General features: G+C 59.5%; 23 protein-coding genes. 19 read left to right on the top strand and 4 right to left on the bottom strand.

The features are described 5' to 3' along the window. Positions 1-58 precede the first annotated feature (58 nt). The 3 genes from ACA049_RS09130 to ACA049_RS09120 all read left to right on the top strand — a co-directional run bounded on the left by ACA049_RS09130 (position 59) and on the right by ACA049_RS09120 (position 2,893). Complete coding sequence (locus ACA049_RS09130; protein ID WP_497334791.1) at positions 59-430, top strand: glutathione S-transferase N-terminal domain-containing protein; 372 nt, start codon at positions 59-61, stop codon at positions 428-430. Positions 431-837: 407 nt separating this feature from the next. Then, positions 838-2,187 (top strand): NCS2 family permease, encoded by a 1,350-nt coding sequence (locus ACA049_RS09125; protein ID WP_109628747.1) that lies wholly within the window; start codon positions 838-840, stop codon positions 2,185-2,187. 79 nt (positions 2,188-2,266) lie between these two features. After that, entirely contained in the window at positions 2,267-2,893 is a 627-nt protein-coding gene (locus ACA049_RS09120; protein WP_497334789.1) for a LysE family translocator, read from the top strand. A 198-nt stretch (positions 2,894-3,091) separates the two neighbouring features. Here the strand turns inward: ACA049_RS09120 and uraH are convergent, their stop codons facing one another. Next, the gene (gene uraH, locus ACA049_RS09115) at positions 3,092-3,445 is read right to left on the bottom strand and encodes a hydroxyisourate hydrolase (protein WP_010456673.1); all 354 of its coding nucleotides are present in this window, start codon (positions 3,443-3,445) and stop codon (positions 3,092-3,094) included. Positions 3,446-3,865: 420 nt separating this feature from the next. Between uraH and puuE the strand changes: the two genes are divergently transcribed. The 8 genes from puuE to ACA049_RS09075 all read left to right on the top strand — a co-directional run bounded on the left by puuE (position 3,866) and on the right by ACA049_RS09075 (position 11,977). After that, entirely contained in the window at positions 3,866-4,792 is a 927-nt protein-coding gene (gene puuE / locus ACA049_RS09110) for an allantoinase PuuE (RefSeq protein ID WP_059404690.1), read from the top strand. Then, complete coding sequence (uraD, locus tag ACA049_RS09105; RefSeq protein WP_497334787.1) at positions 4,789-5,304, top strand: 2-oxo-4-hydroxy-4-carboxy-5-ureidoimidazoline decarboxylase; 516 nt, start codon at positions 4,789-4,791, stop codon at positions 5,302-5,304. The genes puuE and uraD overlap by 4 nt, the downstream gene beginning before the upstream one ends. 86 nt (positions 5,305-5,390) lie before the next feature. Further along, complete coding sequence (gene alc, locus ACA049_RS09100) at positions 5,391-6,386, top strand: allantoicase (RefSeq protein WP_497334785.1); 996 nt, start codon at positions 5,391-5,393, stop codon at positions 6,384-6,386. Positions 6,387-6,504: 118 nt separating this feature from the next. Next, positions 6,505-7,008, top strand: a complete 504-nt coding sequence (locus tag ACA049_RS09095) for an ureidoglycolate lyase (protein ID WP_150702853.1) — start codon at positions 6,505-6,507, stop codon at positions 7,006-7,008. A 50-nt stretch (positions 7,009-7,058) separates the two neighbouring features. Continuing rightward, a complete protein-coding gene (locus ACA049_RS09090) occupies positions 7,059-8,351 on the top strand; it encodes a urate hydroxylase PuuD (RefSeq protein WP_219095573.1) in 1,293 nt (430 codons plus the stop codon). A 165-nt stretch (positions 8,352-8,516) separates the two neighbouring features. After that, entirely contained in the window at positions 8,517-9,869 is a 1,353-nt protein-coding gene (locus ACA049_RS09085) for a nucleobase:cation symporter-2 family protein (RefSeq protein WP_497334782.1), read from the top strand. Between the two features lie 161 nt (positions 9,870-10,030). Continuing rightward, on the top strand, positions 10,031-10,816 hold the full coding sequence (locus ACA049_RS09080; protein ID WP_497334780.1) for an outer membrane protein OmpK: 786 nt from the start codon (positions 10,031-10,033) through the stop codon (positions 10,814-10,816). Between the two features lie 375 nt (positions 10,817-11,191). Further along, positions 11,192-11,977, top strand: a complete 786-nt coding sequence (locus tag ACA049_RS09075; RefSeq protein ID WP_497334778.1) for an outer membrane protein OmpK — start codon at positions 11,192-11,194, stop codon at positions 11,975-11,977. A gap of 131 nt (positions 11,978-12,108) precedes the next feature. Here the strand turns inward: ACA049_RS09075 and ACA049_RS09070 are convergent, their stop codons facing one another. Together ACA049_RS09070 and ACA049_RS09065 are read right to left on the bottom strand one after the other, a co-directional pair. Next, the gene (locus ACA049_RS09070; protein WP_497334776.1) at positions 12,109-13,281 is read right to left on the bottom strand and encodes a patatin-like phospholipase family protein; all 1,173 of its coding nucleotides are present in this window, start codon (positions 13,279-13,281) and stop codon (positions 12,109-12,111) included. Positions 13,282-13,316: 35 nt separating this feature from the next. Then, positions 13,317-14,249 carry a lipid A biosynthesis lauroyl acyltransferase gene (locus ACA049_RS09065; RefSeq protein ID WP_497334774.1) on the bottom strand — a complete coding sequence of 311 codons (933 nt, stop codon included), beginning with the start codon at positions 14,247-14,249 and terminating at the stop codon, positions 13,317-13,319. Positions 14,250-14,367: 118 nt separating this feature from the next. Here ACA049_RS09065 and minC point away from each other — a divergent pair, with 118 nt between their 5' ends. The 8 genes from minC to ACA049_RS09025 all read left to right on the top strand — a co-directional run bounded on the left by minC (position 14,368) and on the right by ACA049_RS09025 (position 22,322). Continuing rightward, on the top strand, positions 14,368-15,105 hold the full coding sequence (gene minC / locus ACA049_RS09060) for a septum site-determining protein MinC (RefSeq protein ID WP_497334772.1): 738 nt from the start codon (positions 14,368-14,370) through the stop codon (positions 15,103-15,105). A gap of 191 nt (positions 15,106-15,296) precedes the next feature. Further along, positions 15,297-16,109: a septum site-determining protein MinD gene (gene minD / locus ACA049_RS09055; protein ID WP_219095579.1), complete on the top strand. Its 813-nt coding sequence runs from the start codon at positions 15,297-15,299 to the stop codon at positions 16,107-16,109. Next, complete coding sequence (minE, locus tag ACA049_RS09050) at positions 16,109-16,363, top strand: cell division topological specificity factor MinE (protein ID WP_007898843.1); 255 nt, start codon at positions 16,109-16,111, stop codon at positions 16,361-16,363. The genes minD and minE overlap by 1 nt, the downstream gene beginning before the upstream one ends. A gap of 179 nt (positions 16,364-16,542) precedes the next feature. After that, positions 16,543-17,178 carry an RluA family pseudouridine synthase gene (locus tag ACA049_RS09045; protein WP_030131660.1) on the top strand — a complete coding sequence of 212 codons (636 nt, stop codon included), beginning with the start codon at positions 16,543-16,545 and terminating at the stop codon, positions 17,176-17,178. Between the two features lie 50 nt (positions 17,179-17,228). Then, complete coding sequence (locus tag ACA049_RS09040; protein ID WP_497334770.1) at positions 17,229-18,335, top strand: hypothetical protein; 1,107 nt, start codon at positions 17,229-17,231, stop codon at positions 18,333-18,335. Positions 18,336-18,411: 76 nt separating this feature from the next. Next, positions 18,412-19,701 (top strand): M18 family aminopeptidase, encoded by a 1,290-nt coding sequence (locus tag ACA049_RS09035; RefSeq protein ID WP_497316603.1) that lies wholly within the window; start codon positions 18,412-18,414, stop codon positions 19,699-19,701. A 197-nt stretch (positions 19,702-19,898) separates the two neighbouring features. Then, positions 19,899-20,075 (top strand): hypothetical protein, encoded by a 177-nt coding sequence (locus ACA049_RS09030; protein ID WP_178082289.1) that lies wholly within the window; start codon positions 19,899-19,901, stop codon positions 20,073-20,075. A 78-nt stretch (positions 20,076-20,153) separates the two neighbouring features. Continuing rightward, positions 20,154-22,322: a mechanosensitive ion channel family protein gene (locus ACA049_RS09025; RefSeq protein ID WP_497334768.1), complete on the top strand. Its 2,169-nt coding sequence runs from the start codon at positions 20,154-20,156 to the stop codon at positions 22,320-22,322. A gap of 124 nt (positions 22,323-22,446) precedes the next feature. Here ACA049_RS09025 and ACA049_RS09020 read toward each other — a convergent pair whose 3' ends face one another. Next, complete coding sequence (locus ACA049_RS09020; RefSeq protein ID WP_008030372.1) at positions 22,447-23,160, bottom strand: UTRA domain-containing protein; 714 nt, start codon at positions 23,158-23,160, stop codon at positions 22,447-22,449. Positions 23,161-23,194: the final 34 nt, after the last annotated feature.

Below are 23,194 nucleotides of genomic sequence, written 5' to 3'. Positions count from 1 at the left end.
CGCCTGAGAAAAATCAGGTAAGCTGCGCGCCTTCCGTTCGCCCTGTGAGGCTTATTCCGTGTTCGTAAAAGCGCTTCGTGTCGGCCTTGGCCAACTGATCATCTTCATCGACTTCATCACCCGCCCAAGCAAGAAGCAGCGCCCCGCCGCCGCTCAAGCCCAGGTCGAAACGGCCGCCAAGGACCTGACGCTGTATCAGTTTCATGCCTGCCCGTTCTGCGTGAAAACCCGCCGCACCCTGCGTCGCCTGAATGTGCCAGTGGCGTTGCGCGATGCGAAGAACAGCGAACTGGACCGCCAGACCCTGCTGGAGCAAGGCGGCAAGATCAAGGTGCCGTGCCTGCGTATTGAAGAGAATGGGCAGACCACTTGGATGTATGAGTCCAAGGTGATTATTGATTATCTGGACAAGCGATTTGCTACGGCCTGATGGTTTTGTGGTGGTTTGACTGACGCCATCGCGGGCAAGCCCGCTCCCACAGTGATCTGTGGTGCTTACAAAACCAGTGGGAGCGAGCTTGCTCGCGATGAGGCCCGCACCAACATTGCAAATCCCGAACAGAAAATAAACCGGCCGATCGCCGGTTTTTTTTCGCCCGCACACCGACGATAGACGGCTCGCGAAAGCATCCCTCCCGGCGATATATCCCTATTACCAATCTTTTCGTCTACAAAACCAAAAACATTATTTGCTTTATTTGTATACAAAAGCATAATCCACTTCGTGCGAGTTCCTGACCAACCGGTCAACAAATTCGCAAGTGCCTCAAAGGGCCGCTGCCACCCTCATGGGTCCGGCCCTGGAAATAAAAATAAAACTCTTGAGGAGTACTCGCTGTGGAAAGCCGCAAATCCGAAGCCCCGACGCTGGAACTCTCGCCGCCGTTACGCAATGGCTGGCTGGAGCGCATCTTCAAACTCAGCTTGCATGGCACCACGGTGAAGACCGAGCTGATTGCCGGTCTGACAACCTTCATTACCATGGCGTACATCATCTTCGTTAACCCCAACATCATGGCCGATGCCGGGATCGATCATGGCGCCGCGTTCGTCGCGACCTGCATCGCGGCTGCCCTGGGTTGCCTGTTGATGGGCCTCTACGCCAACTGGCCGGTCGGCCTGGCACCGGGCATGGGCTTGAACGCATTCTTCACCTACACCGTGGTCGGCACCATGGGCTACAACTGGGAAACCGCCCTCGGCGCGGTGTTTGTTTCCGGTGTGCTGTTCATGTTCCTGACCTTTTCCCGAATTCGCGAATGGCTGCTCAACAGCATTCCGGTGAGTTTGCGTTATGCCATGGGCGCCGGCGTAGGTCTGTTCCTGGGGTTGATCGGTCTGAAAACCGCCGGCATCGTCGTCGATAGCCCGGCCACCCTGATCAAGCTCGGCTCCCTGCGCGAACCCGGCCCGCTGCTGGCCGCCATCTGCTTCCTGATGATCGCCGTACTCAGCTACCACAAAGTGTTCGGCGCGATTCTCATCAGCATCATCACCGTGACCCTCGCGGGCTGGGGCCTGGGCCTCGTCCACTACGAAGGCATCATGTCTGCCCCGCCGAGCCTGGCGCCGACCTGGATGGCCATGAACGTCGCCGGCGTGTTCAACGTCAGCATGATCAGCGTGGTGCTGGCCTTCCTCTTCGTGCACATGTTCGACACCGCCGGCACCCTGATGGGTGTGGCCCAGCGCGCCAACCTGGTGAACGCTGACGGCCGTATCGAAAACCTCTCCCGCGCCATGAAAGCCGACAGTGCTTCCAGTGTGTTTGGTGCGGTGGTCGGTGTACCTCCCGTCACAAGTTATGTGGAAAGTGCCGCGGGTGTAGCGGCGGGTGGTCGGACTGGTCTTACCGCCGTGACCGTAGGTGTGCTATTTATTGCCGCAATGTTTTTCGCACCGCTGGCCGGCATGATTCCCGCTTACGCGACTGCCGGTGCGCTGATTTACGTGGCGATGTTGATGATGGGCGGTATGGCGCACATCGAATGGGACGAGGCGACCGACAGCATTCCGGCGATCGTCACCGCGATCATGATGCCGCTGACCTTCTCGGTCGCCGACGGTATTGCGCTGGGCTTCATCACTTACGTGGTGCTGAAGGCCTTCACTGGCAAGCACAAGGAAATTTCCGTCAGTCTGTGGGTACTCTGCGCGATCTTCATCGCCAAGTTCATTTTCTTGTAACCCGTATACGTTTCAAAAACAGTGTTTCAAAACAGCCTCACCCCGCCGGGTGGGGCTTTTGCACAAATGGAGGAAAGTGATGAGTCTGGAAACCTGGCTGCTGTTCAGCGGCGCTGCGCTGGTGGTGATCCTGATCCCGGGGCCCCTGTCGTTGCTGATGATCAGCAACAGTCTGAATTACGGTTTGCGCCGCTCATACCCGGCGTTTCTGGGTGGCGTGTTTGCTTCGATCTGCCTGTTGAGTGCTTCCGCGCTTGGCTTGGGTGCGTTGCTGCTGGCATCGGAACAGCTGTTCAGCGCGCTGAAAATCGTCGGTGCCCTGTACCTGTTCTACCTCGCCTGGCAGAGCTGGCAGCAATCACGCCAGCCATCGGTCGGCGCAGAAGTGCCCGAAGCCGCGCCGGTTCCGCGTTTTCGCGCACTCTTTGGACGCGCGTTTGTACTGGGCGCGAGCAATCCTAAGGACATTCTGTTCTTCGCCGCTTTCCTGCCTCAGTTCCTCAGCGCCGAACAGCCATTCCTGCCGCAGTTGCTGGTGATGATTGCGACGTGGACGGTGTTGGATCTGCTGTGCAAGTTGGCTTATGGGCTGGGTGCGCACGGCGCGGCGCGGTATTTGCGCAGCGGCAAGGGGCAGAGTTGGTTTAATCGGGTGAGTGCGGGGTTGTTCAGTGGGGCAGGCGCTGCATCGTTGTTGAGCCGCTAAGATCAAAAGATCGCAGCCTCGTTGCACTCGACAGCTCCTACAGGCGGAATGCGTTTCCATGTAGGAGTTGTCGAGTGCAACGAGGCTGCGATCTTTTGACTTTCCAGCCGGCAAAAAAAAGCCCGCAGTGTGAGCGGGCAAAAGACCAAAGAAGCTATATGCGCAGTCGCTTCCAGGTTGAGGCAGCTGCTTGGGGGATCAGCTGCCGCGGTACGTGGAATAGCTGTAGGGCGAAATCAGCAGTGGCACATGGTAGTGATCCTGTTCCGCAGAGATGCCAAATCGCAGCACCACCACGTCCAGGAACGCCGGCTCCGGCAGCTGAACGCCACGGGCGCGGTAGTAATCGCCCGCATGAAACTGAACCTGGTAGACCCCGGAACGGTAGTCATCGCCTTGCAGCAACGGTGCATCGACCCGGCCGTCGCTGTTGGTGATCGCGCTGGCGACCAATTCCAGCTGCGAGCCTTCAACGCGGTACAACTCGACCTTGATCGAGCTGCCCGGGCAACCGTGTGCAGCGTCCAAAACGTGTGTAGTCAAACGTCCCATTGATTCTGCGCGCCTGCCTGCGTGGAGCAGTCAGACCTCGCGCCTCCCGAAGTCAGTTGAAAAGGAGACCGCACCGTTTCGAAGCACGAAACGCTGCGGCGAGCGACTGATTAAGACACTTTTCAAAAAAATTGTACACAATAAAAACGACATTTTTAGCGTTACCCCCGCCATTCAGGGTTTAGCGGCGAATCCATCGCCAAACCTTACGCTCAAAGGACCTTCCACCCACAAGCTGACCAATCAGGCAGGTTTCTTGCAATAACATGAAAAGATGACAGCTCATCAAAAATGCAAAAAATCAGGCTTACAAAGTGAATATAAAGTTGTATACAATCAGCCCATCGCTGTGACGCCAGCCTGACTTCCCATCTGCAGGCACGCCACACAACCTGTCAACGAATAAGAAGGAAGACTGCAGTGAGCGCTGACTACCCACGCGACCTGATCGGTTACGGCAGTAACCCTCCTCACCCACACTGGCCGGGCAATGCCCGCATCGCCCTGTCGTTCGTGCTCAATTACGAAGAAGGCGGCGAGCGCAATATCCTGCACGGCGATAAAGAATCCGAAGCCTTCCTCTCGGAGATGGTCTCGGCGCAGCCGCTGCAAGGCGCGCGCAACATGAGCATGGAATCCCTTTACGAGTATGGCAGCCGTGCCGGCGTCTGGCGGATTCTGAAACTGTTCAAGGAATTCGACATTCCGCTGACCATCTTCGCCGTGGCCATGGCCGCCCAGCGTCACCCGGACGTGATCCGCGCGATGGTCGATGCCGGCCATGAAATCTGCAGCCACGGCTACCGCTGGATCGACTATCAGTACATGGATGAAGCGCAGGAGCGCGAGCACATGCTCGAAGCGATCCGCGTCCTCACCGAAATCACCGGCGAGCGTCCACTGGGCTGGTACACCGGCCGCACCGGCCCGAACACCCGTCGTCTGGTGATGGAAGAAGGCGGTTTCCTCTACGACTGCGACACTTACGACGACGACCTGCCCTACTGGGAACCGAACAACCCGACCGGCAAGCCGCACCTGGTGATCCCGTACACGCTGGACACCAACGACATGCGCTTCACCCAGGTCCAGGGTTTCAATAAGGGCGATGATTTCTTTGAATACCTCAAAGACGCATTCGACGTGCTGTATGCCGAAGGCGCCGAAGCACCGAAAATGCTCTCGATCGGCCTGCACTGCCGTTTGATCGGCCGTCCGGCGCGCCTGGCCTCGCTCAAGCGCTTTATCGAATACGCTAAAAGTCATGAACAGGTGTGGTTCAGCCGTCGCGTCGACATCGCTCGCCACTGGCACGAAACCCACCCGTACCAAGGGGCTGCCAAATGAGCACCTTTCAAACGCTGAAACCCTCGTCCTTGAACCGCGACGCGTTTGTCGCCGCTTTCGCCGACATCTACGAACATTCGCCATGGGTGGCCGAGAAGGCTTTCGACCTGGGCCAGGACGCTTCGATCGACGAGATCGAAACCCTGCACCAGCGCATGAGCGACATCCTGTTGAGCGCCGATCAGCAAAGCCAACTGGCCCTGATCAACGCTCACCCGGACCTGGCCGGCAAAGCCGCCGTCCAGGGCCAGTTGACCGAAGCCAGCACCAATGAGCAGGCTGGCGCCGGTATTCACCAATGCACGGCCGAAGAGTTTTCTCGCTTCACCGAGCTGAACGACGCCTACAAGGCCAAGTTCAAGTTTCCCTTCATCATGGCGGTAAAAGGCAGCAACCGGCATCAGATCCTCGCGGCGTTCGAAACGCGCATTCACAATTCGGCGGATACCGAATTCAAATGCGCGCTGGCGGAGATCAACAAGATCGCCCTGTTCCGTTTACTGACCCTATAGCGAGCCTTGCCCGAGTGTTTAAAGCGCGAAGACACCCAGGGCACTGCAAGCATCCCAAGCCAACTAATTAAAGGCAGACAAGAAGAATGAAAGCTTACGCCGTACCTTTCGAGAAGTTCGTCAACCTGGCCGACACCCGCCTGGGCACCAAAATCATCTCGGTCACCGATGACTGGTTCGCTGATGCCAACCGCCTGTTCCAGCCGACCCCGGCTGTGTGGAAAGAAGGCGTGTTCGATGACAACGGCAAGTGGATGGACGGCTGGGAGTCGCGCCGCAAGCGCTTCGAAGGCTACGACAGCGCCGTGATTCGCCTGGGCGTACCGGGTTCGATCAAAGGCGTGGACATCGACACTTCATTCTTCACCGGCAACTTCCCGCCGTCGGCCTCCCTGGAAGCCTGCTTCCTGGCCTCGGGCGAGCCGGACGACAACACCCAGTGGACTGAAGTGCTGTCGGCCGTAGAGCTGCAAGGCAACAGCCACCACTACCACGAAATCAGCAACGACCAGGCGTTCAGCCACCTGCGCTTCAACATCTATCCGGATGGTGGCGTAGCCCGTCTGCGTGTGTACGGTGTTCCGTTCCGCGACTGGTCCGCTGTCGGCGACAACGAGCAGGTCGACCTGGCTGCAGCCCTCAACGGTGGCCGCGCCCTCGCCTGCTCCGACGAACACTTCGGCCGCATGAGCAACATCCTCAACCCGGGCCGTGGCATCAACATGGGCGATGGCTGGGAAACCGCACGTCGTCGTACACCGGGCAATGACTGGGTCATCGTCGCGCTGGGTCATGCCGGCGAGATCGAAAAAGTCATCGTCGACACCCTGCACTTCAAGGGCAACTACCCGGACACCTGCTCGATCCAGGGCGCGTTCGTGAAGGGCGGCACCGACAGCCAGATCGAAACCCAATCGCTGTTCTGGCGCGAATTGCTGCCGGCGCAGAAACTGGAAATGCACGCCGAACACACCTTCGCCGAGCAGATCAAGGCGCTGGGCCCGATCACCCACATCCGCCTGAACGTGTTCCCGGATGGTGGTGTGAGCCGCCTGCGCGTTTTGGGCAAGGTCGCTAAATAAGCGGCGCGCCCTTCGCGGGCAAGCCTCGCTCCTACGGTCAGTGATACCTGTAGGAGCGAGGCTTGCCCGCGAAGGCGCCAGATCAAACAACACAGAACTCAACGAAAAGAAGACCAGCATGCGCACACTGACGATTGAACCGCTGACCAAAGAAGCCTTCGCCCCTTTCGGTGACGTGATCGAAACCGACGGCAGCGATCACTTCATGATCAACAACGGTTCGACCATGCGCTTCCACAAACTGGCGACGGTGGAAACCGCCAAGCCAGAGGACAACGCGATCATCAGCATCTTCCGCGCCGATGCGCAGGACATGCCGCTGACCGTCTGCATGCTGGAGCGTCACCCGCTGGGCAGCCAGGCTTTCATTCCGCTGCTCGGCAACCCCTTTCTGATCGTGGTCGCGCCACTTGGCGATGAACCTGTATCAGGCTTGGTCCGCGCCTTCGTCACCAACGGCAGGCAGGGCATTAATTACCATCGCGGCGTTTGGCACCATCCGGTGCTGACGATCGAAAAGCGGGATGACTTCCTGGTGGTTGATCGCAGTGGCACAGGCAATAACTGCGATGAGCATTTTTTCAAAGAGGATGAGCGTTTGATCCTTGCCCCCCACCAATAAGAGAAGGTCTGATCACTCGACAACAGAGTGACAGGCGAGAGGTAAAGACTGTGGAAGCACATCTGTTGGAATGGCTGAACCTGAGCGTGCGCTGGGTTCACATGATTACTGGCGTGGCCTGGATCGGTGCGTCGTTCTATTTCGTCTGGCTGGAAAACAACCTCAATCGGGTCAACCCGAAAAGCGGTCTGGCCGGCGATCTGTGGGCGATCCATGGCGGCGGTATCTACCACCTGGAAAAATACAAACTGGCTCCACCGACCATGCCGGACAACCTGCACTGGTTCAAATGGGAAGCCTATTTCACCTGGATGTCGGGGATCGCGCTGCTGTGCGTGGTGTTCTACTCCAACCCGACGTTGTACCTGCTGGCACCCGGCAGCAGCCTGACCGGCCCTGAAGGGGTCGCACTGGGCATTGCTTCGTTGTTCGTCGGCTGGTTCGTCTACTCCTTCCTCTGCGACTCGGCCCTGGGCAAACGCCCTGCCCTGCTCGGTTTCATCCTGTTCGTGCTGATCATTGGCGCCGCCTACGGCTTCAGCAAAGTGTTCAGTGGTCGCGGTGCGTACCTGCACGTCGGCGCGATCATCGGCACCATCATGGTCGGCAACGTGTTCCGCATCATCATGCCCGCCCAGCGTGCATTGGTTGCTGCAATTGCCGAGAACCGCACGCCGGATCCGGCGCTGCCTGCCAAAGGCTTGCTGCGCTCACGTCACAACAACTACTTCACCTTGCCAGTGCTGTTCATCATGATCAGCAACCACTTCCCGAGCACTTACGGCAGCCAGTACAACTGGCTGATCCTGGCCGGGATCGCGGTGCTGGCGGTGTTGGTGCGTCACTACTTCAACACCCGTCATGACAGCCACAAGTTCGCCTGGACTCTGCCCGTTGCGGCAGTGGGCATGATTTGCCTGGCTTACGTGACTGGCCCGGCGCAAATGCCGAGCGCACCTGAAGTGGCCAAGGCCCCTGGCACCATCGAGTACCAGCCGCTGCCGGAAACTGCCGTCGGCGGTGGTGCCAAACCTGCCGCTGCAAAACCTGCTGAAGCACCGGTCCAGGCGTCAAACGCCGGCCCGAGTTTCGACAAGGTGCACAGCGTGATCCAGGAACGTTGCTCGGTCTGCCATTCGGCCAAACCGACCAGCCCGCTGTTCAGCGCGGCACCCGCCGGTGTGATGTTCGACACCCCCGAGCAGATCCGCCAGAACGCCGCGCGGATCCAGGCGCAAGCGGTCACCAGCCAGATCATGCCACTGGGCAACATCACCCAGATGACCCAGCAGGAACGTGACCTGATCGGTGCGTGGATTGTTCAGGGAGCGCCCACCAACTAATCGTTGAAAAGCTTCGCGGGCAAGCCTCGCTCCTACAGATTTATGTCGTTCACACATGATGCGACCGACCCAATACCTGTAGGAGCGAGGCTTGCCCGCGAACGGCCGCGCCGCGGTCGCCCTGATGCACAAAATCACAAGAATAAAAAAGATCCGAGGTGTTGCATGTCCGAGCTATCCGAAGCGCGCATCCCCGACGCACCCGCTATTCAGCGTTTGCCCCTTTTGCAACTGATCCTTGTCGGTCTGCAACACGTTCTGCTGATGTACGGCGGAGCCATCGCGGTGCCGCTGATTATCGGACAGGCCGCCGGCCTGAGTCGTGAAGAAATCGCCTTCCTGATCAATGCCGACCTGCTGGTCGCAGGCATCGCCACCATCGTGCAATCGCTGGGCATCGGCCCGATGGGTATCCGCATGCCGGTCATGATGGGCGCCAGCTTCGCCGCCGTCGGCAGCATGGTCGCCATGGCCGGCATGCCGGGCATCGGTCTGCAAGGGATCTTCGGCGCAACCATCGCCGCCGGTTTTTTCGGCATGATCATCGCCCCGTTCATGTCCAAGGTCGTGCGCTTCTTCCCGCCGCTGGTGACCGGCACAGTCATCACCTCGATCGGTTTGTCGCTGTTCCCCGTCGCCGTCAACTGGGCCGGCGGCGGTGCTGGCGCCACGCAATTCGGTTCACCGATTTACCTGGCCATCGCCGCGCTGGTGCTGGCCACCATTCTGTTGGTCCACCGCTTCATGCGCGGGTTCTGGGTCAACATTTCCGTGCTGATCGGCATGTGCCTGGGCTACGTGATCTGCGGGGTGATCGGCATGGTCGACCTCAGCGGCATGGCGGATGCGCCCTGGCTGCAGATCGTCACCCCGCTGCATTTCGGCATGCCCAAGTTTGAACTCGCACCGATCCTGTCCATGTGCCTGGTGGTGGTGATCATCTTCGTCGAGTCCACCGGGATGTTCCTCGCGCTGGGCAAAATCACCGGCCAGGAAGTCTGCCCACGGATGCTGCGTCGCGGCTTGCTGTGTGATGCCGGCGCCTCGTTCTTCGCCGGTTTCTTCAACACCTTCACCCACTCTTCCTTCGCGCAGAACATCGGCCTGGTGCAGATGACCGGCGTGCGTTGCCGCTCGGTGACCATCGTTGCCGGTGGTTTGCTGGTGGTGCTCAGTCTGTTGCCGAAAGCGGCGTTCCTGGTGGCCTCGATTCCGCCGGCGGTACTGGGCGGCGCGGCGATTGCGATGTTCGGCATGGTCGCCGCCACCGGGATCAAGATTCTCCAGGAAGCCGACATCGGTGACCGTCGCAACCAGTTGCTGGTGGCGGTGAGCATCGGCATGGGGCTGATTCCGGTGGTCCGTCCGGAGTTCTTCGCTCACCTGCCGTTGTGGATGAGTCCGATCACCCACAGCGGCATTGCGATGGCGACGCTAAGTGCGCTGTCGCTGAACCTGCTGTTCAACATCCTCGGCGGCCGCGAACGCGCGACGATCAACGACTGCCACGCCCACTAACAGGTAACGACACAAAACCCTGTGGGAGCGGGTTTGCTCGCGAAGAGGTCGTCACATCCAACATCAATGTTGACTGGCAAACCGCTTTCGCAAGCAAGCCCGCTCCCACAGGGTTGGGGGTTGCCTGTGCCTCAAACAATAAAAACAAGAGGGAGCAACAGATGATTCGGACTCAAAAAAACCTGCTGTTGGCCAGCAGTCTCCTGGCTGCAAGCCAGGCCATGGCCGGCGATTTATTGCTGTGGCAGACCAACAGCCTGAGTTATTTGTACGGCAAGGATTTCGCGGTCAACCCGTCGATCCAGCAGACGATCACCTTTGAACATGCCGACCGCTGGAAGTACGGCGACAACTTCCTGTTCGTCGACAGCACTTACTACAACGGCGAGAAAGACCGGAACAAAGGCGTTCACGCCTATTACGGCGAGTTCAGCCCGCGCCTCTCCTTCGGCAAAATCCTCGACCGCCGTTTCGAATTCGGCCCGATCAAGGACGTGTTGCTGGCCATGACCTACGAGAATGGCGAAGACGACACCGAAGCCTATCTGATCGGCCCCGGTTTCGACCTCGCGGTACCGGGCTTCAATTTTTTCACCTTGAACTTCTACTATCGCCAGACCGAAGGCTCGCGCCCCGGCGACGATGTCTGGCAGATCACGCCGGCCTGGTCCTACACCCTGCCATTGGGCAACTCGAACCTGTTGCTCGACGGCTACATCGATTGGGTGGTGGATAACGACCAGAACTCACAGGGCACCTACCACGCCAACCTGCACGTCAATCCGCAGATCAAGTACGACCTGGGCAAGGCCCTGGGCTGGCGGGAGAAACAGGTGTACATCGGCGTCGAGTACAGCTATTGGAAAGACAAGTACGGCATCGAAAACAACGGCAACTTCGACACCAATGAAAACACCACCAGCCTGCTGGTGAAGGTGCACTTTTAAGATGGCCCGCAACCGTGCTCCAAACCTGTCGTCGGTGCGCTGTTGCGGGGCACTTGAGACCTGGCCAAGGAGTCAGTATTCTCCGCGGCCGCCTGAATCCGCTTTAAAAAAAAGCCCGGATTTAATTCCTGACCAGAAAGCCAACTTATCCCGGCTCTGGACGGTTCCAAGGCACTCCAACCCCCCTCTCAATCGACTGTTCTTGAGCAGCCGAGCGGGAGTTTTTTTGCTTTTTGAAAGCCTTGGCGCAGCTCTTGCTAACAGCACTGAAGCTGACCGAATGGATGATTTTTTACCGTTACAGAAAAAGGCGCCACACCAGAGCGTCGACCTTAGAAAAATAACGTGGAACCACTACTTTTTGGGAGCAACCGAATGAAACGCATGTGCACCAGCCTGATGCTCGCGGGATCGCTGCTGGCCGGGGGCCAGGCCATGGCCGGCGACTTGCTGCAATGGCAGAACAACAGCCTGACTTACTTGTATGGCAAGGACTTCCAGGTCAACCCGCGCATTCAGCAGACCGTGACCTTCGAACACGCCGATGGCTGGAAATACGGCGACAATTTCTTCTTCATCGACAAGATCTTCTACAACGGCAAGGAAGACGCCTTCGCCGGTGAGAACACCTACTACGGTGAGTTCAGCCCACGCTTGTCGTTCAACAAGATCTTCGACCAGAAATTCTCGTTTGGCCCGGTCAAAGACGTGCTGCTGGCCATGACGTATGAGTTCGGTGAAGACGATACCGAGTCCTACCTGATCGGTCCTGGTTTCGACCTGGCCATTCCAGGTTTCGACTACTTCCAGCTGAACTTCTACAACCGTCACACCGAAGGCGACCGTCCGGGTGACAATATCTGGCAGGTCACTCCGGTCTGGTCCTACACCATCCCGGTGGGCGATTCGAACATCCTGATTGACGGTTTCATGGACTGGGTGGTCGACAACGACGTCAACAAAAAAGGCGAATATCACGCCAACCTGCACTTCAATCCGCAGGTCAAATACGACCTGGGCAAGGCACTGAACCTGGGCGAAAAGCAGTTGTACGTCGGCGTCGAGTATGACTACTGGAAAAACAAGTACGGCATTGAAGACAGCCAGGGTTTCAAGACTGATCAGAGCGTGACCAGCTTCCTGGTCAAGGTTCACTTCTGATTCGGCGGCGTCTGTAAGGACGCCTTCGCGGGCAAGCCTCGCTCCTACAGGTTTTGTGTCGTTTGTTGATTATGTGAACGACACAACACCTGTAGGAGCGAGGCTTGCCCGCGAAGGCCGCACCGCCAATCTCAAGCCGGGACCACAGACTCCGACAACCCAAGAAACCGACACAACTCCCCCCGCTTGGCCAACGCATCCCGCCGTCCAAGATCAATCAATTCGCTGCAATACCCCGCCTCGAACAGCAGATAACTCAACACCCCCGCCCCGCTCGTCTTGGTCGCCCCCGGCCCACGCAGAAACAGACGCAATGCCGCTGGCAATTCCTGCCGATGCCGCGCCGCAATCTCATCGATCGGCTGACTCGGCGAAATCACCAGCACTTCCACCGGCGCCACGCCCAGCGCACGGGTCGGCGTGCCATCGGGCAGCAAGTGGCTGAACTGATTCAGACGCTGCAGCAACTCGATATCACTTTCCAGACTGTCAATGAACGTACTGTTGAGCATGTGCCCGCCGATCTGCGCCAAGGTCGGCTGCTGACCGGTGTAGGCGCGTTGCAGCGGCTGCTCCGGGTCGACGCCGCGCGGATTGCCGCTGACGCCCACCACCAGCACGCGGCTGGCGCCCAGGTGCAGGGCCGGGCTGATCGGCGCTGATTGGCGCACGGCGCCATCGCCGAAATACTCCTCGCCGATTTTCACCGGCGCGAACAACAGCGGAATGGCTGAACTGGCCAGCAAGTGGTCGACGGTCAATTGCGTGGGGACGCCGATCCGTCGATGGCGCAACCAGGCATCGATGGTGCCGCCGCCCTGATAGAACGTGACGGCCTGCCCGGATTCGTAACCGAACGCCGTCACCGCCACCGCCTGCAACTGCTTCTGGGCGATGGCTTCGGCGATGCCGTTCATGTGCAGTTTGTCGTTAAGCAACCCGCGCAGCGGCGAGCTGTTGAGCAACGCCACCGGCACCTGAGCACCGATGCCGAGCAAGCTGTGGCTGACGAAGCGGCTGGCCTGATGGATCACGCCCGGCCAGTCGCTGCGTAGAACCAAATGGCTGCGAAAGCCTTGCCAGAAGGCGGTTAGACGTTCGATGGCGCCGCGAAAATCCATCGCCCCACTGGCCAGGCTGACCGCGTTGATCGCCCCGGCCGAGGTGCCGACGATCACCGGGAACGGATTGTCTGCGCCCACCGGCAACAACTCGGCAATCGCCGCCAGCACGCCCACTTGATACGCCGCCCGAGCCCCGCCGCCGGAAAGAATCAACCCTGTAACCGGTTCAGCAGGACTCATCGCAACACTCCATGGTGCTTAAAGGGATGGGTGACTCAAGCGCGTTTCTTGTACAACTTCGGCTCGCCCGGTGGACGGCTCTTGAAGCGGCGATGGGCCCAGAGGTATTGCTCCGGACATTCGCGCAAGGCGCCTTCGACCCACTGATTAATGCGGATGCAATCGGCCTCTTCGGTCTCGCCTGGGAAACCCTCGAGCGGCGGGTGGATCATCAACCGATAACCGCTGCCGTCCGCCAGACGCTCCTGGGTGAACGGCACCACCAGCGCCTTGCCCAGACGCGCAAATTTGCTGGTGGCTGTGACTGTCGCCGCCTGAATGCCGAACAGCGGCACAAAAATACTCTGCTTGGCGCCGTAGTCCTGATCCGGTGCGTACCAGATTGCCCGACCGGCCCGCAGCAACTTGAGCATGCCGCGCACGTCATCGCGCTCCACCGCCAGCGAATCGAGGTTGTGGCGCTCGCGGCCCCGGCGCTGGATGTAGTCGAACAACGGATTTTTGTGCTCGCGGTACATGCCGTCGATGGTGTGCTGCTGCCCCAACAGCGCCGCGCCGATTTCCAGCGTGGTGAAATGCACCGCCATCAGGATCACGCCCTTGCCTTCACGCTGGGCCTTTTTCAGGTGCTCCAGGCCTTCGACATGGGCCAGCTTCGCCAGCCGCTGACGCGACCACCACCAGCTCATGGCCATTTCAAAGAAAGCGATGCCGGTGGAGGCGAAGTTTTCCTTGAGCAGGCGCTTGCGCTCGTCGGCGGACTTTTCAGGGAAACACAGTTCCAGATTGCGCTTGGCAATGCGCCGTCGGTCGCCGGCCAGCCGATACATCAGTGCGCCGAGCAGGCGACCGATAAACAGCAACGCCGGATACGGCAACTGAACAATCAGCCACAACAGCCCCAAGCCACACCACAACGGCCAGAAACGCGGCATAAGAAATGTTTTTCGAAAACGCGGGCGATCCATTAAAGGTTCCGGAAAGACAATGGCCGCGCATTCTACATCGTTCGACCCGGCTTGCGGCTTGCGGGCGTTCTCGTTATAAGTCTCGGCACTTTTAGTGACAAGCCGTTGTATGCCGACCATGAGCCAAACCGAACCGCAAGACCAGGATCCCGTGTTCCAGTTGAAGGGCAGCATGCTCGCCATTACGGTGCTGGAACTGGCCCGCAACGACCTCGAGAGCCTTGATCGGCAATTGGCCGCCAAGGTTGCCCAGGCGCCTAATTTCTTCAGCAACGCGCCGCTGGTGCTGGCCCTGGACAAACTCCCGGCCAGTGAAGGCGCCGTTGATCTGCCGGGCCTGATGCGCGTGTGCCGCCAGCATGGCCTGCGCACCCTGGCGATCCGAGCCAGCCGCATCGAAGACATCGCCGCCGCCATCGCGGTCGATTTGCCGGTGCTGCCGCCGTCCGGCGCCCGTGAGCGCCCTCTGGAACCGCTCGAAGGCGCCGTCAAGAAAAAACCGGAAAAACCGCCCGAGCCGACCATCAAACCGACGAAAATCATTACGTCGCCCGTACGCGGTGGCCAGCAGATTTATGCCCAGGGCTGCGATCTGGTGGTGATCTCCTCGGTCAGCCCGGGTGCGGAACTTCTCGCCGATGGGAACATCCATGTATACGGTCCGATGCGCGGTCGCGTGTTGGCCGGGGTCAAAGGCGATACGAAAGCCAGGATTTTCTGTCAGCAGATGAGCGCTGAACTGGTCTCCATCGCCGGCCACTACAAGGTTTCCGAGGATCTGCGCCGTGACCCTTTGTGGGGTGCGGGCGTGCAAGTCAGCCTGTCAGGCGACGTGTTGAACATCATTCGGCTTTAACGGATACTGCCGCATTTTCCAAGCATCTCTAAAACGTAGCGAAAACGGCTCAAACGAAGTAGGGAAAAGGCCAAACGCAGTGTTTATCGCTGTTCTGGACCGGATTCCAGCCAAGGCTGTCCGACTGCAGTAGTTTTACAAGAGATGTTTTTCAGGGGCTAAAAGTCCTTTTTCCTTAGGGGTGAAACACCTTGGCCAAGATTCTAGTGGTTACATCCGGCAAGGGTGGTGTGGGTAAGACCACCACCAGCGCCGCTATCGGTACCGGCCTCGCACTGCGCGGCCACAAAACAGTGATCGTCGACTTCGACGTCGGTTTGCGTAACCTCGACCTGATCATGGGTTGCGAGCGCCGCGTGGTGTATGACTTCGTCAACGTTGTGAACGGCGAAGCCAACCTGCAACAAGCCCTGATCAAAGACAAACGCCTGGAAAACCTCTACGTCCTGGCCGCCAGTCAGACCCGCGACAAAGACGCGCTGACTGTGGAAGGCGTGGAAAAAGTCCTGATGGCGTTGAAAGAAGACTTCGAATACGTAGTCTGCGACTCCCCGGCCGGCATCGAGAAAGGCGCCCACCTGGCGATGTACTTCGCTGATGAAGCGATCATCGTGACCAACCCGGAAGTGTCCTCGGTACGTGACTCGGACCGCATGCTGGGCCTGCTGGCCAGCAAATCCCGTCGCGCCGAAAACGGCGAAGACCCGATCAAGGAACACCTGCTGCTGACCCGCTACAACCCGCAGCGTGTGAGCGATGGCGAAATGCTGGGCGTCGAAGACGTCAAGGAAATCCTGGCGGTCGCCCTGTTGGGTGTCATTCCGGAATCCCAAGCGGTACTGAAAGCTTCCAACTCGGGCGTGCCCGTGATTCTCGACGACCAGAGCGACGCCGGTCAGGCGTACAGCGATGCGGTCGATCGTCTGCTGGGCAAAACCGTGGAACATCGTTTTCTCGATGTGACGAAGAAGGGCTTCTTCGAGCGCCTGTTTGGAGGTAGATAATGAATCTTTTTGACTTCTTTCGTGCCAGCAAAAAGGTCAGCACCGCGTCGGTAGCGAAAGAGCGTCTACAGATCATCGTGGCGCATGAACGCGGCCAGCGCAGTACGCCGGACTACTTGCCAGCCTTGCAGAAGGAACTGGTGGAAGTGATCCGCAAGTACGTCAATATCGGGTCCGACGACGTTCACGTTGCACTGGAAAACCAGGGCAGCTGCTCGATTCTGGAACTCAATATCACCCTGCCGGATCGCTAGTCGATCCAGCGGGAGCCACGGCGGCTCAGGCTCTTACGCTTCTGTAGGAGCGAAGCTTGCTCGCGAAGCAGGCAACCCGGTTTATCTGATAGACCGGGGTGATGCGTTCGCGAGCAAGCTTCGCTCCTACTGATGCGGGGGCCTGAGTCGCCGTTGGCGTTTGTTACGAGGCTGTTTTAATGCCGTTGTCCAACATCCGCATCATCCATCAGGACGCCGCCGTACTGGTGGTGGATAAACCGACCCTGCTGCTCTCTGTCCCTGGCCGGGCCGATGACAACAAGGACTGCCTGATCACCCGCCTGCAAGAAAACGGCTACCCGGAAGCGCGAATCGTCCATCGCCTGGATTGGGAAACGTCCGGCATCATTCTGTTGGCCCGTGACCCGGACACTCATCGCGAGTTGTCTCGGCAATTTCACGACCGCGAAACCGAAAAAGCCTACACCGCCCTGTGCTGGGGACAACCGGAACTGGACAGCGGCAGCATCGACCTGCCCTTGCGCTACGACCCGCCGACCAAGCCACGCCACGTGGTGGACCACGAGTTCGGCAAGCACGCCCTGACCTTCTGGCGAGTACTGGAACGTTGTGGCGACTGGTGCCGCGTCGAACTGACGCCAATCACCGGCCGCTCCCACCAGTTGCGCGTGCACATGCTCTCCATCGGCCACCCGCTGCTGGGTGACGGTCTCTACGCCCACGAGCAGGCCCTGGCCGCCTGGCCGCGTTTGTGCCTGCACGCCAGCATGCTCAGCTTCACCCATCCGCAAACCGGTGAACGCTTGCGCTTCGAATGCCCCGCACCGTTTTAAGCACTGCCTGACACGCAGTCGCCTGCTTTAGCAAAAGGATCCCCATCCCGATGAGTTGTACCGATTCCCTGGCAACACCCGTCAAGAAAACCCGCCACCAACTGCTTTACCTGATCTACGGCAACCAGGACGTTTACCGGCGCGAAGCCAAATTCAGTATTTTGACGGCGCTCTCCCATGCCAGGAACGGCAAGCTCCCGAGCATCCGAATCCTCACGGATCGCCCTCAGGATTACGCCGGCTGGCCGGTTGAAACCGTCACGCTGACCCAGGAAACCCTGACCCTGTGGCAAGGCGAAAACGGCTATCACCATCGCCGCAAGGCCTGCGCGATGGCTGCCGGTCTCACGCTGGCGGAAAAAACCCTGTTCGTCGATACCGACACGCTGTTCACCAGCGACCCGAACCTGATCTTCAACCAGATCCAGCCGCAGCACTACTTGATGGATCGTTTCGAGTACGACTGGCAGGACGTGTGTGAACGCCCCGACTACGTGAAGCTGGGCGGTTGCCTGCACGCTCACGGCGTCACTGCGCAGAACGGTTTCAAGCTGTACAACAGCGGATTGTGTGGCGTGACCGACCGCGACGCCGCGCTGTTCGAAGAATCGATCAAGCTCATCGACGAATGGACCCGGGACGGCTTCGATATCCATACCATCGAGCAGATCGCCCTGTCGTTCGCCATGCGCGACAAGCCGGTGCATGAAGCCCGAAAATACATCTATCACTACTTCGCGGAAAAACGCTTTTTCCATGCGATGCAGGCGTATTTCTTCTCTCAGCACGGCGAGAAGTTCAGCGCTGAGCTGGTCGAACTGTGCCGGGACGTGCCGCGGGTCAAACCCTTTCCTTCGGCGTGGCAGCGGCTGAAAATCAAATGGAAGCTGCGTCATCAGAGCGGCGCCCTGCGAAAAGTCGGCCGCGATCTGCTCTACGGCAGCGCGGCGCCCGATCACCCGTACTACACGGCCTGCCGTCACGAATGGTGGGAATGTGCCTCGCGGGAGATTCTTCGATGGGACCAGTCTCGTCAGAAAAAGCTGCTGGAGACTCATCAGAACGGCTGGCCCCGGCAATTGCCCAAGCCCGAAAAGCCTGAAGATGTGCGGATCATCATGAAGTACCTGAAAAAGCGGGTAGCGGCTGCCAACTGACGTGACCGGTTCACGTCATGCCCAAAGGCCCCAGCCAATACGTTAAACTCCCGCCCACTGCTGTCTGGAGCTTCTTATGCGCGAAGAGTTGAACCAAGGCCTGATCGACTTCCTCAAGGCCTCCCCTACCCCGTTCCATGCCACTGCCAGCCTTGTTCAGCGTCTGGAAGCGGCGGGTTTTGTGCGCCTTGACGAGCGCGAGCCCTGGACCACCGAAGCCAACGGTCGTTACTACGTCACCCGTAACGACTCGTCCATTGTCGCGGTCAAGATGGGACGTCACTCGCCGTTGCATGGCGGTATTCGCCTGGTCGGCGCCCACACCGACAGCCCGTGCCTGCGGGTCAAACCGCAGCCTGAATTGCAGCGCCAGGGTTTCTGGCAACTGGGCGTCGAAGTCTATGGCGGTGCGCTGCTGGCGCCGTGGTTTGACCGCGATTTGTCCCTGGCCGGCCGCGTGACGTTCCGCCGCGACGGCAAGGTCGAGAGCCAGCTGATCGACTTCAAGGCACCGATTGCCACCATCCCGAACCTGGCGATTCACCTCAATCGTGAAGCCAATATGGGTTGGGCCATCAACGCCCAGACCGAACTGCCGCCGATCCTCGCGCAATTTGCCGGCGACGAGCGCGTGGACTTCCGCGCCGTGCTCACCAATCAGCTGGCGCTGGAACATGGCTTGAATGCCGACGTGGTGCTCGACTACGAGCTGAGCTTCTACGACACGCAAAGCGCTGCGATCATCGGCCTGCACGGCGACTTCATTGCCGGCGCGCGTCTGGACAACCTGCTGTCGTGCTACGCCGGCCTGCAAGCCTTGCTGACCGCCGAAACCGACGAAACCTGCGTGCTGGTCTGCAACGACCACGAAGAAGTCGGCTCCTGCTCGGCTTGCGGTGCCGATGGCCCGATGCTTGAGCAAACCTTGCGTCGTTTGCTGCCTGAAGGTGACGAATTTGTACGGACCATTCAAAAGTCCCTGCTGGTCTCGGCCGACAACGCTCACGGCGTGCACCCCAACTATGCGGAAAAGCACGACGCCAACCACGGTCCGAAACTCAACGCCGGCCCGGTAATCAAGGTCAACAGCAACCAGCGCTACGCCACCAACAGCGAAACCGCCGGGTTCTTCCGCCATCTGTGCATGGCCGAAGAAGTGCCGGTGCAAAGCTTCGTGGTGCGCAGCGACATGGGCTGCGGCTCGACCATCGGCCCGATCACCGCCAGCCACCTGGGCGTGCGCACCGTGGACATCGGCCTGCCGACGTTCGCCATGCACTCGATCCGCGAGCTGTGCGGCAGCCATGACCTGGCCCACCTGGTCAAAGTACTGAGCGCGTTCTACGCCTGCCAGGAATTGCCGTAACCCTGCAGGAACCCTGTAGGAGCTGTCGAGTGAAACGAGGCTGCGATCTTTTGATCTTGATCTTGATCTTTTAAAAGCAAGATCAAAAGATCGCAGCCTCGTTTCACTCGACAGCTCCTACAGGCTCCTACACAACTCCTACACATCGCCTACCAGCTCCTACACTTCAAATATCCTTTCCGACAAGGCAGTCACCCATGATCTCGATGTCCTCCTTCCACGCCATGCTGATCCCCATTCTTGCCGGGATGATCATGCTGGCCATCGGCTTCAATTTTCGCGATAAAAACGCCGGCGTGTTCGCCATGTGGATCGGCATGCTGACGATCCTCGCCACCGTGGTGTTCAAGATCCTCGCCAAACTCAACGAATAAATCCTCCCCCTTGGCTCGCATTGATTTTGACGGGCTCGTACACTCGGCCGATCTGCTCATCCCGAGGTTGACCGCCTAGTGTTCGCTCGTCTTTTCGCCCTGCCATGTTTCCTCCTTGTCTGCCTGATGACGCTGCTGCCGATGGCGCCTGCCCAGGCGGTCGGTTTGCCGGGGCTGCTCGGCAGCTCGGCAAAAGCCCAGCCCGAGGCGCAAGAGCCGCTGGGGCAATCGCTGGATGAAGTCATCAAGTCGCTGGAGAACGATCAGCAGCGCACCAAACTGTTGGCGGATCTGAAAAAGCTGCGCGACGTCACCAAAAAAGCCCAACCGACCGCTGAACAAGGCGTACTCGGCCTGATCGGCGGCACGCTGGCCACCTTCGAAAAGCAGTTCTCGGGGGCTGGCAGTCCGCTCACGCGCTGGTCCGAGGAGTTTGATCTGGCCAAGGATGAACTCGCGGCACTGATGCTGCCGGCCAGCGAGTGGCTGCCGATCATCTTTGCCTTCGCGATGATTCTGATGGTCTGGAGCCTGCTGGCCGCTGCGCTGATCTGGGTCAGTCACCGGGTGCGCATGCGCTTCGGCCTGACCGAAGAATTGCCGCAACACCCCAAGGCCCTGGACATGTTGCGCTTCGCCCTGCGCAAACTCGGGCCGTGGCTGATTGCCTTGGTCATCACGGTCTACATGAGCTACGCCTTGCCTTCGTCACTGGGCAAAAGCCTGGCCATGGTGCTGGCCTATGCGCTGGTGGTCGGCACCTGTTTTTCGGCGATCTGCGTGATCGCGTTTTCCCTTCTCGACGGCCCCCATCGCCACCGCGCCTTGTACATCCTGCGCCATCAAGCCTTTCGGCCGCTGTGGCTGATCGGCAGTTTTGCCGCGTTCGGTGAGGCACTGAGCGATCCGCGCCTGGTCGCCAGCCTCGGCAGTCACCTGGCTCACACCGCTGCCACTGTCGCCAACGTGCTGGCGGCGCTGTCCACCGGGTTGTTCATCCTGCGCTTCCGTCGGCCGATCGCCCACCTGATCCGCAACCAGCCGCTGTCCCGACGCCTGACACGCCGCGCACTCAGCGACACCATCGATATCCTCGGCACCTTCTGGTACGTGCCAGCCCTGGTGTTGGTGGGCATCTCGCTGTTCGCCACGTTTGTTTCGGCCGGCGACACCAGCACCGCGCTGCGCCAGGCGTTGATCTGCACCGTGTTGCTGGTGTTGTGCATGGTCATCAACGGCCTGGTACGCCGCCATTCGCTGAAACCGCAACGGGGCGTGAAGCGTCATGCGCTGTATTCGGAACGCCTGAAAAGTTTCTTCTACACCCTCGCCCATCTCGTGGTCTGGCTGGTCTTCATCGAACTGGGCCTGCGGGTCTGGGGCATGTCGCTGATCGCCTTCACCGAGGGCGACGGCCATGAAGTCAGTGTCAAACTGTTCAGCCTCGCCGGCACGCTGATTTTTGCCTGGCTGATCTGGATCCTCAGCGACACCGCGGTGCATCACGCCCTGACCCGTTCGCGCAAAGGCCTGGCCAACGCCCGCGCGCAGACGATGATGCCGCTGATCCGCAACGTGCTGTTCGTGGCGATTTTCATCATTGCGCTGATCGTCGCGCTGGCGAACATGGGCATGAACGTCACGCCGCTGCTGGCAGGTGCCGGTGTGATCGGCCTGGCCATCGGTTTCGGTGCGCAGTCGCTGGTCGCGGACTTGATCACCGGCCTGTTCATCATCATCGAAGACTCCCTGGCCATCGACGACTACGTGGATGTCGGCGGTCACTTGGGCACCGTCGAAGGCCTGACCATTCGCACCGTGCGCCTGCGGGACATCGACGGCATCGTCCATACCATTCCGTTCAGCGAAATCAAAAGCATCAAGAACTACTCCCGGGAGTTCGGCTACGCGATCTTCCGGGTGGCGGTGCCCGCCAGCATGGACATCGACGAGGCGATCAAACTGATGCGCGAAGTCGGCCAGAAAATGCGCACCGACCCGCTGCAACGGCGCAACATCTGGTCGCCGCTGGAGATCCAGGGCGTCGAGAGTTTCGAGTCGGGCAATGCGATTCTGCGGGCGCGGTTCAAGACTGCACCGATCAAACAGTGGGAGGTTTCGCGGGCGTTCAATTTGTCGCTGAAGCGGCATCTGGACGAGGCCGGAATGGATCTGGCGACACCGCGGATGAGTGTGCAGGTGATTACGGCCGGTGGTGGGCCGCAGAAGGATGTGTCTGCTACTTGATTGATTGGGTGGCTGTCAGGGCCCCTTCGCGAGCAAGCCCGCTCCCACATTGGATCGCGGTCTAATGTGGGAGCGGGCTTGCTCGCGAAGGGGTCGACACGGTCATACAGACAAACCACGCCAGTCAGACCACATCAACGCCCACATGAATCGCATCATGCCGCCAAAACTCCAGGTCACAATCGATCAACCGCTCATGCTGATCGTAATTGACCCGGGCAATCCGCAACCCCGGGCTTCCCACCGACACCCGTAACGCCGCTGCCGCATCCACCGACAACGCCGTTGGCACGATCTCGAAACGCACCCGCCCGTAGTGCAAGTCGTAATGCCTGGCGTACAGCTCGGTGATCGACTGATTCAGGTCGAACTCCAGAATCCCCGGAAAGTATTGCGGATTCAGGTAGTGCTCCACATAAAGCACCAGCCGCTCATCAATGCGCCGTGCCCGGCAAATCTGGATCACGCTGGACAACGCCGGCAACTGCAACCACGCACACACCGCGGCCGACGCCGGTTGCAACCGTGCCGAAATCACCTCGGTCGAAGGCACCCGCCCTTGCGCACTGACCATCGCGTGAAAGTGACTGCGCTGCATCAGGTTGTAAGCCAGACGCGGTGGCGACACGAACCAGCCACGGCGTTCCTCCCGGTAAATCTGCCCTTGAGCTTCCAGTTGCAACAATGCTTCACGCACGGTAATGCGCGTGGTACCGAACAACTCACTGAGCTTGCGCTCGGCCGGCAGTTTGCTCCCGGGCGCCAACAGGCCATGGTCGAGCTGTTCCTGAAGAACCTGCCCGATGGCTGTCACCGCTTTAGTGGTCTCGATGCGCATCAACGTTACCTATCTGGACTAGACCAGCACTGTT

Source organism: Pseudomonas sp. LBUM1662 (assembly GCF_059695915.1).
This window is presented reverse-complemented; position numbering and strand designations above follow the sequence as displayed.

Coding starts and splice junctions, on each gene's coding strand:
- ACA049_RS09020 (WP_008030372.1), bottom strand. CDS start 23,160: ATGCGCATCGAGACCACTAAAGCGGTGACAGCCATCGGGCAGGTTCTT.
- ACA049_RS09065 (WP_497334774.1), bottom strand. CDS start 14,249: ATGGATCGCCCGCGTTTTCGAAAAACATTTCTTATGCCGCGTTTCTGG.
- ACA049_RS09070 (WP_497334776.1), bottom strand. CDS start 13,281: ATGAGTCCTGCTGAACCGGTTACAGGGTTGATTCTTTCCGGCGGCGGG.
- ACA049_RS09095 (WP_150702853.1), top strand. CDS start 6,505: ATGCGCACACTGACGATTGAACCGCTGACCAAAGAAGCCTTCGCCCCT.
- ACA049_RS09085 (WP_497334782.1), top strand. CDS start 8,517: ATGTCCGAGCTATCCGAAGCGCGCATCCCCGACGCACCCGCTATTCAG.
- minC (WP_497334772.1), top strand. CDS start 14,368: ATGAGCCAAACCGAACCGCAAGACCAGGATCCCGTGTTCCAGTTGAAG.
- ACA049_RS09075 (WP_497334778.1), top strand. CDS start 11,192: ATGAAACGCATGTGCACCAGCCTGATGCTCGCGGGATCGCTGCTGGCC.
- ACA049_RS09120 (WP_497334789.1), top strand. CDS start 2,267: ATGAGTCTGGAAACCTGGCTGCTGTTCAGCGGCGCTGCGCTGGTGGTG.
- ACA049_RS09045 (WP_030131660.1), top strand. CDS start 16,543: ATGCCGTTGTCCAACATCCGCATCATCCATCAGGACGCCGCCGTACTG.
- ACA049_RS09080 (WP_497334780.1), top strand. CDS start 10,031: ATGATTCGGACTCAAAAAAACCTGCTGTTGGCCAGCAGTCTCCTGGCT.
- alc (WP_497334785.1), top strand. CDS start 5,391: ATGAAAGCTTACGCCGTACCTTTCGAGAAGTTCGTCAACCTGGCCGAC.
- ACA049_RS09040 (WP_497334770.1), top strand. CDS start 17,229: ATGAGTTGTACCGATTCCCTGGCAACACCCGTCAAGAAAACCCGCCAC.
- ACA049_RS09035 (WP_497316603.1), top strand. CDS start 18,412: ATGCGCGAAGAGTTGAACCAAGGCCTGATCGACTTCCTCAAGGCCTCC.
- ACA049_RS09030 (WP_178082289.1), top strand. CDS start 19,899: ATGATCTCGATGTCCTCCTTCCACGCCATGCTGATCCCCATTCTTGCC.
- uraH (WP_010456673.1), bottom strand. CDS start 3,445: ATGGGACGTTTGACTACACACGTTTTGGACGCTGCACACGGTTGCCCG.
- uraD (WP_497334787.1), top strand. CDS start 4,789: ATGAGCACCTTTCAAACGCTGAAACCCTCGTCCTTGAACCGCGACGCG.
- minE (WP_007898843.1), top strand. CDS start 16,109: ATGAATCTTTTTGACTTCTTTCGTGCCAGCAAAAAGGTCAGCACCGCG.